This window comes from Acinetobacter sp. UBA2581 (genome assembly GCF_002339435.1).
Classification (GTDB): domain Bacteria; phylum Pseudomonadota; class Gammaproteobacteria; order Pseudomonadales; family Moraxellaceae; genus Acinetobacter; species Acinetobacter variabilis.
Map to the genome: position 1 here is coordinate 1 of NZ_DDLD01000083.1, position 12,368 is coordinate 12,368.

Here is a 12,368-nt window from a genome sequence, read left to right on the forward strand (position 1 = left end):
TAATAGTGCGTAAGTCCTATCTAATTTTTATTAAAAAATAACTTTTTTACGTTTTTGAGAGAAAAAATCTTGATTTATGGGTTTAGAAACCGTAGTTTTATATAAAATAAAATTTCGCTATACAAAATAAATGGAGATTTTTGATGGAACAGGTAGTTCAAGTAGAGCAAATCTCGACACATGTGGCGATGGTCAAGATCCATCGTCCAGAAGCTAAAAATGCCCTGAATACAGAAGTGCGCCAGAAACTGGCTGCGGCTTTTCTGCAATTGAATGACGATGAAAATATCCGTGCCATTATTCTCACTGGCGGTGAAACTGATTTCGCTGCAGGCGCTGACCTTAAAGAATTAGCCAATGCTGAAACGATCCAGATGATGCAACGTCGTACTGAACGTTACTGGCAAGCCATTGCGCAGTGTTCAAAGCCGGTGATTGCAGCAGTAAACGGTTATGCATTGGGCGGTGGCTGTGAACTGGCGATGCATGCGGACATTATTATTGCCGGAAAAAGTGCCCAGTTCGGTCAGCCTGAAGTCAAAGTAGGGGTAATGCCGGGTGCGGGTGGTACACAGCGTTTATTCCGTGCCGTGGGTAAATTCCATGCGATGCGTATCATCATGACGGGTTGTCTGGTACCAGCGCCGGAAGCTTATCAGATTGGCCTGGTGTCTCAAGTAACGGAAGACAGCGAAACCCTGGCAACAGCAATCAAGATGGCTGAAGGTCTGGCAAAAATGCCGCCAATCGCGCTTGAGCAAATCAAGGAAGTGGCTTTACTGGCGGAAGATGTGCCACTCAATGCCGGCTTAATGCTGGAACGAAAATCCTTCCAGATGCTGTTTTCTTCAGAAGATCAAAAAGAAGGTATGCAAGCCTTTATCGAAAAACGTAAACCAAATTATCAGGGACGATAAGCATGAGCATTCAAATTCAGAAAATCGGTATTATTGGCGTAGGCACGATGGGTGCGGGTATTGCCCAGATCGCAATTCAGTCGGGCCATGATGTCGTGTTGTTTGATGCCAAAGCGGGTGCTGCAGAACAGGTACAGGAAAAGCTGGCTAAAACATTAAATACCCTGGCTGATAAAGGTAAATTTAGCCATGAAAAAGCTGCTGAAGATCTTGCTCATTTATCCATTGCTCAGCAGATCGAAGACTTGAAAGATTGCGATTTAATCGTTGAAGCGATTATTGAAAATCTGGAAATCAAACAAAAGCTGATGCAGCAACTTGAAGACATTGTGAAACCGGAAACGATTCTGGCATCTAATACATCTTCATTGTCGATTAGTGCGATTGCTGCCAATTGCAGTCAGCCGGAACGCGTTGCTGGTTATCACTTTTTTAACCCGGTTCCACTGATGAAAGTGGTTGAGGTGATTGAAGGCTTTAATACCCGTGCTGATATTGTGGATGCACTCACCCAGTTATCGACCAAGATGGGACATCGCCCGGTAAAAGCTAAAGACACCCCAGGATTCATTATCAATCATGCTGGCCGTGCTTTTGGTAGCGAAGCCTATGCGATTTTGAATGAAAATGTCACTCCATTTTATGACATTGACCGCATCTATCGTGACGGGATCGGTTTCAAAATGGGACCATTCGAGTTAGGCGATCTGACCGGCATGGATGTATCTCATCCGGTAAGTGAATCGATTTATCACCAGTATTATGAAGAAACACGTTATCGTCCAAGCGTGATTACCCGTCAACGTTTTATTGCCAAACAGTTGGGTCGTAAAACCGGTAAAGGTTTTTACGATTATACCTCGGGGAGCAAAGTAGGTGATGTGGGTCCGACACTAGTTGAAAAGCTGGATCAATATCCATCGGTTTGGCTGGGTACAGAATATAGCGAAGACCGTCAGGCGCTTGAGCAATATCTACAGCAGTTCAATATCCAGATCGAGCAGACTGACGCACCTTCAGCAGATGCTTTAATTTTAATTGCGACTTATGGTGAAGATGCCACTTCAGCAGCAGTCCGTTATCAAGTGTCTCCGCAGCAAGTAGTCTGCATTGATCTGCTTTACGGCTTAAATAAACACCGTACTTTGATGCCAACGTTTGTGACCAAAGCTGAACTGGTAAACGCAGCGCAATCGATTTTCAATCTGGATGGTGTGACTGCAAGCACAATTCAGGAAAGCGTCGGTTTTGTAGCGCAACGTGCTTTGGCCATGATTGTGAATCTTGGCTGTGATATTGCCCAGCAAGGTGTTGCAACCGTAGAAGATATCAACGTTGCCGTGAAGTTAGGCCTTGGTTATCCATACGGCCCAATTGAATGGGGCGATGTACTGGGTGCGGAAAAAATTCTGAAAATTTTAGACCGCATGACTGCAATTACCCGTGACCAGCGTTACCGCCCAAGTCCTTGGTTGCGCCGCCGCGTTCAGCTCGGTTTACCTCTTATTCATACTACACATTAATTAAAAAGTTAAAGGAATAACACTCATGTTAAATGCCTATATTTATGATGGTTTACGTTCTCCAATCGGTCGCCATGCAGGAAGCCTGGCAACTGTACGTCCAGATGATCTGGCAGCAACAGTCATTAAAAATCTGCTAGAAAAAACCGGTATTCCAGCAGCTGACGTAGAAGATGTGATCTTTGGTAGCACCAACCAGGCCGGTGAAGACAGCCGTAACGTGGCTCGTTTTGCGGCACTGCTTGCAGGTATGCCTGTGACCGTTCCAGGTCAAACTGTAAACCGTCTTTGTGCTTCAGGCTTGGGCGCTGTGATTGATTCAGCACGTGCCATTACCGCAGGTGAAGGCGAGCTGTATATTGCAGGTGGTGTAGAAAGTATGACGCGTGCACCGTTTGTAATGGGTAAAGCTGAAAGCGCGTATTCACGTGATGCCAAAATCTATGACACCACGATTGGTACACGTTTCCCAAACCGTAAATTTACTGATCAGTTTGGCGCGCACAGCATGCCAGAAACAGGTGATAACGTCGCTGAAGAGTTTGGCATTACGCGTGAACAGGCAGATACTTTTGCTGCTGCATCACAAGCGAAATATCAAGCTGCAAAAGAAGCAGGTTTCTTTGAAGGTGAAATTACCCCAATTGAAGTTTCACAAGGGCGTAAATTACCGCCTAAATTAGTGACTGAAGATGAACATCCACGTCCATCTTCGACATTTGAAGCATTATCCAAGTTAAAACCGCTTTTCGAAGGTGGTGTAGTCACTGCGGGTAATGCATCAGGTATCAATGACGGCGCTGCAGCACTGATTATCGGCAGTGAAAAAGTTCAGGAACAGTATGGCTTAAAACCTTTAGCTCGTATCCTGTCTTCTGCAGCCGCTGGCATTGAGCCACGCATCATGGGCGCAGGTCCAATCGAAGCAATCAAAAAAGCCGTTAAACGTGCAGGTTTGACGCTAGATGATATGGACATTATCGAGATCAATGAAGCATTTGCCAGCCAGGTGTTATCTTGCCTGAAAGGTCTGGATGTTGCATTTGATGATCCGCGTGTGAATCCAAACGGTGGTGGTATTGCGATTGGCCATCCATTGGGCTGTTCAGGTGCGCGTTTGGCCTTAACCGTCGCACGTCAATTACAGCGCACTGGTAAAAAATATGCCGTGATCAGTTTATGTATCGGTCTGGGTCAAGGACTGGCGATGGTGATTGAAAACCCTGAAGCTGCATAACAGCTTTAGTCATCGTATTAATGCCATGTATAGATAATATACATGGCATTTTTTATTAGACTATTTATATAGAAATAAAAATTCCTGCATATCGCAGGGATTAATTAAATCAGCGTAAGGATTATTTGCGGTCAGTGACCAATAAAGTTGCTGAACCAAAGGCATAAATTTTACCGTCTTTGTCGACAATTCGGCCTTCTGAGGTCAGCACATTGCGTCCGATCCGGATCACTTCACCAATGGCTGTATAAGTTTCACCATTTTTCATGGCTTTGAGCATTTTGACATTCAGGTCAATAGTGGAAAAACTGACGCCAGCATCAACTGTGGTATGCACTGCTGCACCAGTTACGCTATCCAGAACAGTGGCGCAAAATCCACCATGAATGCCGCCTTGCAGATTGAAGTGACGTTCATCTGGATAAACTTCATATTCCACATAGTTTTCATGGACGACACTGAGTTTCATGGGAATCAGTTGTCCCATCGCTGAACCAGGCAATTCGCCATTTTTAATTGCGGTTAGATATTCAAGTCCATTCATTTGAGTTGTAGTCATATCGTTTCCCTTTAATAAAATATTTCGCTTTATGAAATAATATTCTGTTTTTCTAAAATTATGATATAACAGATAGTGATCGAAATGCTATATTTTTCTAGGATGGAATGATGACAATAAAAAATCTCGTTACAGCTGCTGAATGGCAGGCACGCTGTGAACTGGCAGCGCTTTATCGCATTATTGCGCATTATCGGATGACTGACCTGATTGATACCCATATCAGTTTAAGAGTTCCAGATCAGCCTGACTGCTTTCTGATTAATCAGTATGGGGTCGCATTTGAAAAAATGCGTGCCTCAACGCTGGTGAAGATTAATCATGAAGGACAGGTGGTAGAAAGCTATGAACAAGATAAGCCAGTGAATATGGCAGGCTTCGTGATTCATTCTGCGATTCATGAAGCACATCCTCATCTGAATTGTGTTATTCACACCCATACCGCGGATGGAATTGCTGTTTCTGCACAGAAACACGGACTTCTTCCAATTTCCCAGCACGCCATGAAATTTTATCAGCATGTGGCCTATCACGAATATGAAGGCGTTGCGCTTTCAACTGACGAACAAGAACGCTTGATTCAGGACTTGGGCGACCATCGTGCTATGATTTTACGCAATCACGGACTATTAACGGCTGGGGAGACCATTGCACGGGCTTTTCATGAAATTTATTTTCTGGAACGCGCCTGTCAGGCACAGGTGAAAGCCTTAAGCGGCGGTGCCGAATTGCATTATCCAGCAGAAGAAGTCCGAATTAAAACAGCCAAGCAGTTCGCGAGTCCTCTCATTGAACCGATATTACAGCATGCCTGGCAGGCCGCTTTGTCCCTGATTGAGCATCAATATACGGAGTATGCATCATGATTGTTATTTCCAGTTCTGTACCGAATATTGAGGCCATTTTGGTCAAGTCTTTTCAAAAATATGCGCCTCCAGGCAGTTTCTGTACAGTGGACAGCCCTGAAGCTGAACGGGCAACCACAGTTGCTGCCTGGTTTCCAGATCTGGAAAAAGTGCAGCAGCTACCAAAGCTTGGCCTGATTCATTCGATTGCTGCTGGGGTAGAACATTTAAACTTAAATGCTGTACGCCCAGATCAAGCCGTTTGCAGGGTACTGGATCCACATCATCAAAAAGGCATGTTTGATTATCTGCTTTGGGGCGTGCTGTATTTTCAGCGTTATTTTGACCTCATGATCCAGCAGCAAAAGCAGCAGCTGTGGAAGCAATATCGCCAGAGCTATAGCCATCATATCCAGATCGGGATTATGGGACTGGGGCATATGGGCGGATACGTAGCAGAACGCTTTGCTGACATGGGCTATCAAGTCTCTGGTTGGTCGAATTCCCCAAAAGATATTAATCAAGTTAAAAGTTATGTGGGCCAAGAACAGCTTTCCGAGTTCCTGGCTCAAAGTCAGATTCTGATTAACCTGCTACCCCTTACCGAAGAAAATACCGGGATTCTTTCTGCTGAATTATTTCAGCAACTGCCTGAACAGGCAGCTTTGATTCATGTCGGGCGTGGCCAGCATTTAATCGAGCAGGATTTATTGGATGCACTGGATTCTGGTCATCTGCGTGGTGCGATTGTTGATGTATTTGAGCAGGAACCGCTACCTGCTGACCATCAACTCTGGCAGCACGAAAAAATTGTGGTGACACCACATGTGGCCTCACATGCCCCAATGTCTGTGGTGGTAGAGCAGATTCTGGAAAATGACCGCCGTTTAAATCAAGGCCTGGATTTGTGTCATCAGGTGGATGTCAATAAAGGCTATTAATTGTAGGGATACAGATAAAAAATAAGGAAATTGATGATGTGGGAAATGATTCAGACTCAGGTTCAGCAAGGCGTCGCTACTTTAAGTTTTAATCGGCCAGATTCACTGAACAGTTTTAACCGGCAAATGCATGAGGAAGTGCAACAGGTTTTGAAAAGCTGGAATACGAATCCGGATATTCGGGTGATTGTGATTCTGGGTAATGGCCGGGCATTTTCTGCGGGGCAGGATTTAAAAGAACGGGCTGGACAGCTTGGCAATGTACCTTTGCCACCAGAGGGTTCGCTGGCTAAATACTATAATCCTTTGATCAACCTGATTCGCAAAAGCCCTAAACCTGTGATTGCAGCGGTAAATGGTGTGGCTGCCGGTGCAGGGGCTAATATCGCACTGGCTTGCGATCTGGTCATTGCCAAGGAAAGTGCCAAATTTATTCAAGCCTTTTCTAAAATCGGCTTAATTCCTGATGCCGGCGGTACCTGGATGTTGCCGCGTTTAATTGGTTATGCACGCGCTATGGCATTAACCTTACTCGGTGAACCTGTGCATGCCAAAGAGGCTGCTGAAATGGGCATGATCTGGAAAATGATCCCTGATGCAGAATTTGATGCTTATATCGAAGAACTTGCACAGCGACTGGCACAACAGCCGACCTATGCACTGGCTTTAACTAAACAGGCGCTGCAACGCAGTGCTGAAAATAGCATGGATCAGCAACTGGAGCTGGAACAAAACCTGCAATATCTGGCCCTGAGTAGTCAGGATTATAAAGAAGGTGTACAGGCCTTTGTCGAAAAACGCCCCGCACAATTTACCGGGCGCTAAGGAGAGCATTCATGAAAATTCAAACGCGTATTACCCAGCTTTTAGGCATTCGTTATCCGATTATTCAGGGCGGCATGATGTGGGTCGGTACTGCAGAAATGGCCAGTGCAGTCTCCAATGCAGGTGGTTTGGGAACGCTGACGGCATTGACACAACCCACACCTGAAGCGCTGACCAAGGAAATTGCACGCTGCCGTGAAATGACAGATCAGCCTTTTGCAGTAAATCTGACTTTATTGCCCGCTGTAAACCCACCGCCGTATGCCGAATATCGACAGGCTATTATTGAAAGTGGAATCAAGATTGTAGAAACGGCAGGCAACAAACCACATGAACACATTGAAGCCTTTAAACAGCATGGCATCATTGTGATTCATAAATGTACCTCGGTACGTCATGCACTTTCAGCACAAAGAATCGGCGCGGATGTGATCTCGATTGACGGTTTTGAATGTGCTGGTCATCCGGGTGAAGACGGTATTCCCGGACTGATTCTGATTCCAGCAGCCGCTGATCAACTCACTGTACCGATTGTAGCCAGTGGTGGTTTTGCGGATGGTCGTGGCTTGGTGGCAGCACTTGCTTTAGGTGCAGAAGGCATCAATATGGGAACACGTTTCTGTGCCACACAAGAAGCGCCGATCCATCCAAATATCAAGCAGTTTTATGTCGACAATGATGAACGGGCAACGCATCTGCTTTACCGTCAGTTCAGGAATACTGCGCGTGTTGCGAAGAATGCAGTATCTGATCTCGTCGTTAAAATGGGTGAAGATCCAAATCTGGAATTTGAACAGATTCGCCCTTATGTCAGTGGCTTAAAAGGCAAGCTGGCTTTGGAAAATGGCGATGTTAATGCAGGCATACTGACAGCAGGTCAAGTAATGGGATTGATCCATGACATTCCAACCTGTCAAATGCTGATTGACACTATCATGCAAGAAGCAGAACAGATTGTTCAGCAACATTTGGCTCAGTTTTTCCCGCGCTAGATCGTTTCATTTTGGTCATTTAATCAAAAGCCATTCATTACCGAATGGCTTTTTTATACCAAAGTTTTAATTTTTTAAATGTGATTTTTTATGTCATGACTAGATTTTATCCATGAACTTATATTATATTCGACCTAAAACATAATTTCGTATTATGAAATTAATTGTCATAAATATACAAATTAGAACTCATACAAGGGAATTACGATGAGAAATTATATTGCGCCATTAAAAGACATGAAGTTTGTCCTGAAAGATCTGCTCAATGTTGAACAGAAATACACAGGCTATGCAAAGTTTGCAGACAAAGTTTCTATGGATATTATGGAACAATATCTGGAAGTCGCTGCGGACTTTTGCCAAAACGAACTTCTGCCAATTAATGCAACAGGCGACCAGCAGGGCTGTCGTTTGCAGGATGGCGTCGTAACTACACCGGATGGTTTTAAAGCGGCTTATGACAAATATGTAGAACTTGGCTTTACCTCACTAACCGGCGATGAAAAATATGGCGGCCAAGGCTTCCCGACTTTATACCGTATTGCCATTTCAGAAATTATCACAGCGACCAACTGGTCTTGGGGTATGTATCCAGGCCTGTCACATGGTGCGATGCGTACCTTGGAACATCATGGTAGCGACGAACAGAAACAGAAATTCCTGGTACCTTTAATTGCAGGCCGCTGGACAGGCACCATGTGTTTAACTGAATCACATGCGGGTTCTGATCTGGGCCTGATCCGTACCAAAGCGGTGCCAAAGGAAGATGGCAGCTACAGCATCAGCGGTGAGAAAATCTTTATTTCTGCAGGTGAGCATGATCTGGCTGAAAATATCGTGCATATTGTGTTAGCACGCTTACCGGATGCGCCTGCCGGCACCAAAGGTATTTCACTGTTCATCGTGCCTAAATACAATCTGGATGAAGCTGGGAATGTAGCTTCTCGCAATGGCGTGGTGTGTAGCGCGATTGAACACAAGATGGGTATTCATGGCAATGCGACCTGTGTGCTGAATTTTGACAATGCCAAAGGCTTCCTGATCGGGCCTGAAAACCGCGGCTTGAACTGCATGTTTACCTTTATGAACTCTGCGCGTATTGGAACGGCGATTCAGGGTCTTGCTGCAGCTGAATCTTCTTATCAAGGTGCATTGGCTTATGCCAAAGACCGTCTGGCGATGCGTTCACTTGAAGGTGCGAAAGAGCCAAATCTGCCTGCGGATCCAATCATCGTGCATCCGGCAGTACGTAATATGTTACTGACTCAGAAAGTATTTGCAGAAGGTTCACGTGCCTTGGCTTATTATCTGGCTACGTATGCAGATATTGCTGAAGCAACAGATAATCCTGAAGAGAAAAAAGCCGCAGAAGATCGTCTGGCATTATTAACCCCAATTGCTAAAGCATTAATGACTGAAACGGGTGTAGAAGCAGCCAAACACGGTATGCAGGTCTTTGGTGGACACGGCTATATTGCTGAACATGGCATGGAACAGATTGCCCGTGATGCACGTATTGCTAGCCTCTATGAAGGCACCACTGAAATTCAGTCTATTGATTTACTGGCTCGTAAAGTGCTGGGTTCGAAACTAGGTTTATTGACTGCATTAACAGATGAGATTCAGGGCTTTGTAAAAGAACATCAGCAACATGCCCAGTTCAACCAGCAAGTGGCACAAGTGAGCCAGTTGACTGAGCAATGGCTAGAATTAACCAAAACCATTCAGTCTCAGGCGCAACAGTCTGCCAATGAAATCGGTGCGGCATCAGTCGATTACTTATATTTCTCTGGTTATGTAGTGTCTTCATATTTATGGCTAAAAATGGCGATTACGGCTCAGCAAAAGATTGAAGAAGGCAATACTGATCCGTTCTATGCAGCGAAGATCAAAACCGCACAATTCTTCTTTGCACGTATTCTGCCAAGAACTTCAACCCACCTTGCCAATATTCAGGCCGGTGGTGAGAGCTTGTTCCTACTGACTCCTGAAGAGTTTAAATTCGATTAATCCTTTTACCCACGATCAATCTCTCGATCGTGGGTCTTTTTTTAATTTCTATTTTTTCATCCTGCACAATATTCAATATCGATGGGTACTTTTCAGTATTACATCGGCCATAAAACAACAAGATCAGGAGTCTATATGGATTTAGACACGATTACACGACAATGTCCTTATGGTGATCAACAACTCACTTATCATGAAGTCGGACAGAAATCCTCATATCCCACCATTATTCTGATTCATGGCACAGGTGGAAATACCGACAAACATTTCAGTTATATTTTCCCCATGCTCGGTATTCATCAGCGGGTTTTATCCATTGATTTGTATACCCCGGATAAAGCCGATCTGGCAGTGACTGATTTTAGCCAGCAAGTTGAAGCACTGATCCATCATGCAGTTGAAGAAGATGAAGCTATTACTGTGGTGGGTTATTCACTCGGTGCCGTGATTGCTGCACAAGTGGCTGCAAGTCTTAAACAGCGCGTGGCACGTTTGATTTTGTTAGCCGGTTGGGCAAAAACCAGTTCGGTGCAACAACTACGAACCACCATCTGGCAACAGTTATTTAATGATCAATCTGCAGCATTGCCGCATTTCGTGAATTATTGCCTATATAGCGATGACTATCTGTCAGCTCGTACTGAAAAACAGGTGCTTGATCTGGCACGTTTCGTCAAACCTTCTCAAGATGCAGCTAAACAGCGTGAACTGAATTATCGCATTGATATCACCGCCATTTTGCCGGACATCTCTGCTGAGACCTTGATCGTGGCCTGTCGTGAAGATCGTATGGTGCCTTTAGCGCAAGCAAAATTACTCTTTGCTTCGATTCAGAATAGCCGTTATATCGAAATTTCTTCGGGACATGCGATTCATATTGAAGCGCCAGCAGAAGTTGTGCAGCTAATTAATCAGTTTTGCCAGCATCCAGAGCAGTATCCGGCGAATCAAAAAATCCAGCCCATGATGCCTTAAAAAGGAGAAAAATAATGCAAGCTCAAGGACAGCGCAGCAAGATTTTAATTGTAGGCAGCGGTTTTGGTGGCCTAGGAATGGCGATCTGTCTTAAACAGCAGGGCATTCACGATTTTAAAATCATTGAACGTGCAGCAGAAGTAGGCGGAACATGGCGTGATAACACCTATCCCGGTGTCGCCTGTGATGTACCATCGCATTTATATTCTTTCTCGTTTATTAAAAACCCTAACTGGTCACGTGTCTTTCCGCAAGGGGCAGAAATTCAGCGTTATTTAATCCAATGCTGTGATCAGGAAAATATCCGGCCACATATTGATTTTCATACACAACTGGAAAAAGCCAGCTGGAATACCGAAAAACGTATATGGGAAATCCAGACCTCTAACGGTTTGTATCAGGCAGATTTTTTAATTACAGCAACCGGGCATCTGGCAGATGAACATCTGCCACAAATTCCGGGATTGGATGAATTTCAAGGTCAGGTGATGCATTCTGCACGCTGGAATCACGAAGTGAATCTGGATAATCAGCGTGTGGTCGTCGTAGGTTCAGGCGCTTCTGCGATCCAGCTTGTACCGGAAATTGCCAAAACAGCAAAAAGTCTGACCGTATTGCAACGTAGTGCAGCGTATATCTTGCCGCGACCGGACCGACCTTATTCTGAGTCAGAAAAACAGCTTTTCCGCAAAGATCCGGACAGCATGTCGGCGTTAAGACATTCCTTGTTCTGGGGTAATGAATACAATTTTGCCCAGCGCCGTAATCTGAAAAGCCAGATCGAGCGGGTCAAAAAAAACTGCCTACAATTCTTGAAACACCAGATTCCAGATCCTGAATTACAGCAGAAACTCACACCGAATTATGAACCGGGCTGTAAGCGCTTACTGCTGTCCAATGATTATTATCCGACTTTTCTAAAACCGAATGTCACGCTTGAAGATTCAGCTTTGGCTCAAGTGAATAAGGATGGCGTGATTAGCAAGTTCGGCAATAAATTTCCTGCAGATATTATTGTCTTTGCTACCGGATTTGAAGCAGCACGACCACCTTATGCCGCAAAGGTAGTGGGTAAACATGGTCTAAGCTTGGAGCAGCAATGGTCTAGTGGTATGCAAGGTTATCAATCTACGACAGTCCATAATTTTCCAAACCTGTTCATTCTGAATGGTCCCAATACCGGAAGTGGGCATAACTCAGCGCTTTATTTCCTGGAAACCCAATTTGATCTGGTACTGGACGCCTTGCAATTTTTTGAACAGCAACAGATTCAGGTTTTTGAAGCCGATCAGAACGCCGAAAATCGCTATATGCAGGAATTACAGCAACTTTCCCAAGGCAGTGTCTGGTTATCAGAAAGCTGTCAAAGCTGGTATCTGGACCCGGTGAGTCGCAAACTGACTTTGGTCTGGCCGGATTATGCACATTCTTTCAGAGATAAAAACCAGCATTTTATTCGCAGTGGTTACCATTATGAATATATAGAAAATGCTCAGAGAAAAGTTGTCTGATTTTTAAATTTATTCATTAGATCTCTTGCGAAA

At 44.6% G+C, this 12,368-nt stretch carries 11 protein-coding genes; 10 read left to right on the forward strand and 1 reads right to left on the reverse strand.

The genetic code is table 11. From position 1 onward, the window contains the following. Positions 1-143 precede the first annotated feature (143 nt). From B3Q46_RS10470 to B3Q46_RS10480, 3 genes are read left to right on the forward strand one after another with little or no spacing between them, the layout of a single operon-like run. The gene (locus B3Q46_RS10470; RefSeq protein WP_004785705.1) at positions 144-917 is read left to right on the forward strand and encodes an enoyl-CoA hydratase; all 774 of its coding nucleotides are present in this window, start codon (positions 144-146) and stop codon (positions 915-917) included. A gap of 2 nt (positions 918-919) precedes the next feature. Beyond that, positions 920-2,440 (forward strand): 3-hydroxyacyl-CoA dehydrogenase, encoded by a 1,521-nt coding sequence (locus tag B3Q46_RS10475; protein WP_286715316.1) that lies wholly within the window; start codon positions 920-922, stop codon positions 2,438-2,440. Positions 2,441-2,465: 25 nt separating this feature from the next. Further along, positions 2,466-3,677, forward strand: a complete 1,212-nt coding sequence (locus B3Q46_RS10480; RefSeq protein ID WP_005235695.1) for a 3-oxoadipyl-CoA thiolase — start codon at positions 2,466-2,468, stop codon at positions 3,675-3,677. Positions 3,678-3,798: 121 nt separating this feature from the next. Here the strand turns inward: B3Q46_RS10480 and B3Q46_RS10485 are convergent, their stop codons facing one another. Beyond that, entirely contained in the window at positions 3,799-4,236 is a 438-nt protein-coding gene (locus B3Q46_RS10485; protein ID WP_208462288.1) for a PaaI family thioesterase, read from the reverse strand. A gap of 110 nt (positions 4,237-4,346) precedes the next feature. Here B3Q46_RS10485 and B3Q46_RS10490 point away from each other — a divergent pair, with 110 nt between their 5' ends. The 7 genes from B3Q46_RS10490 to B3Q46_RS10520 all read left to right on the forward strand — a co-directional run bounded on the left by B3Q46_RS10490 (position 4,347) and on the right by B3Q46_RS10520 (position 12,335). After that, positions 4,347-5,102 (forward strand): class II aldolase/adducin family protein, encoded by a 756-nt coding sequence (locus tag B3Q46_RS10490; protein ID WP_208462289.1) that lies wholly within the window; start codon positions 4,347-4,349, stop codon positions 5,100-5,102. Then, entirely contained in the window at positions 5,099-6,022 is a 924-nt protein-coding gene (locus B3Q46_RS10495) for a 2-hydroxyacid dehydrogenase (protein WP_208462290.1), read from the forward strand. Before B3Q46_RS10490 ends, B3Q46_RS10495 begins: the two co-directional genes overlap by 4 nt. Before the next feature lie 36 nt (positions 6,023-6,058). After that, a complete protein-coding gene (locus B3Q46_RS10500) occupies positions 6,059-6,847 on the forward strand; it encodes an enoyl-CoA hydratase-related protein (protein WP_005235693.1) in 789 nt (262 codons plus the stop codon). 11 nt (positions 6,848-6,858) lie between these two features. Further along, positions 6,859-7,839: an NAD(P)H-dependent flavin oxidoreductase gene (locus B3Q46_RS10505; protein ID WP_208462291.1), complete on the forward strand. Its 981-nt coding sequence runs from the start codon at positions 6,859-6,861 to the stop codon at positions 7,837-7,839. Positions 7,840-8,046: 207 nt separating this feature from the next. Further along, on the forward strand, positions 8,047-9,849 hold the full coding sequence (locus tag B3Q46_RS10510) for an acyl-CoA dehydrogenase C-terminal domain-containing protein (protein ID WP_208462292.1): 1,803 nt from the start codon (positions 8,047-8,049) through the stop codon (positions 9,847-9,849). A 135-nt stretch (positions 9,850-9,984) separates the two neighbouring features. After that, positions 9,985-10,824, forward strand: a complete 840-nt coding sequence (locus B3Q46_RS10515; RefSeq protein WP_208462293.1) for an alpha/beta fold hydrolase — start codon at positions 9,985-9,987, stop codon at positions 10,822-10,824. Between the two features lie 14 nt (positions 10,825-10,838). After that, on the forward strand, positions 10,839-12,335 hold the full coding sequence (locus tag B3Q46_RS10520; protein ID WP_208462294.1) for a flavin-containing monooxygenase: 1,497 nt from the start codon (positions 10,839-10,841) through the stop codon (positions 12,333-12,335). Positions 12,336-12,368: the final 33 nt, after the last annotated feature.

What these genes read in the sequence shown, in the direction of transcription:
- B3Q46_RS10480 (WP_005235695.1), top strand. Translation starts at nt 2,466, where the DNA reads ATGTTAAATGCCTATATTTATGATGGTTTACGTTCTCCAATCGGTCGC.
- B3Q46_RS10470 (WP_004785705.1), top strand. Translation starts at nt 144, where the DNA reads ATGGAACAGGTAGTTCAAGTAGAGCAAATCTCGACACATGTGGCGATG.
- B3Q46_RS10515 (WP_208462293.1), top strand. Translation starts at nt 9,985, where the DNA reads ATGGATTTAGACACGATTACACGACAATGTCCTTATGGTGATCAACAA.
- B3Q46_RS10475 (WP_286715316.1), top strand. Translation starts at nt 920, where the DNA reads ATGAGCATTCAAATTCAGAAAATCGGTATTATTGGCGTAGGCACGATG.
- B3Q46_RS10500 (WP_005235693.1), top strand. Translation starts at nt 6,059, where the DNA reads ATGTGGGAAATGATTCAGACTCAGGTTCAGCAAGGCGTCGCTACTTTA.
- B3Q46_RS10520 (WP_208462294.1), top strand. Translation starts at nt 10,839, where the DNA reads ATGCAAGCTCAAGGACAGCGCAGCAAGATTTTAATTGTAGGCAGCGGT.
- B3Q46_RS10510 (WP_208462292.1), top strand. Translation starts at nt 8,047, where the DNA reads ATGAGAAATTATATTGCGCCATTAAAAGACATGAAGTTTGTCCTGAAA.
- B3Q46_RS10495 (WP_208462290.1), top strand. Translation starts at nt 5,099, where the DNA reads ATGATTGTTATTTCCAGTTCTGTACCGAATATTGAGGCCATTTTGGTC.
- B3Q46_RS10505 (WP_208462291.1), top strand. Translation starts at nt 6,859, where the DNA reads ATGAAAATTCAAACGCGTATTACCCAGCTTTTAGGCATTCGTTATCCG.
- B3Q46_RS10490 (WP_208462289.1), top strand. Translation starts at nt 4,347, where the DNA reads ATGACAATAAAAAATCTCGTTACAGCTGCTGAATGGCAGGCACGCTGT.
- B3Q46_RS10485 (WP_208462288.1), bottom strand. Translation starts at nt 4,236, where the DNA reads ATGACTACAACTCAAATGAATGGACTTGAATATCTAACCGCAATTAAA.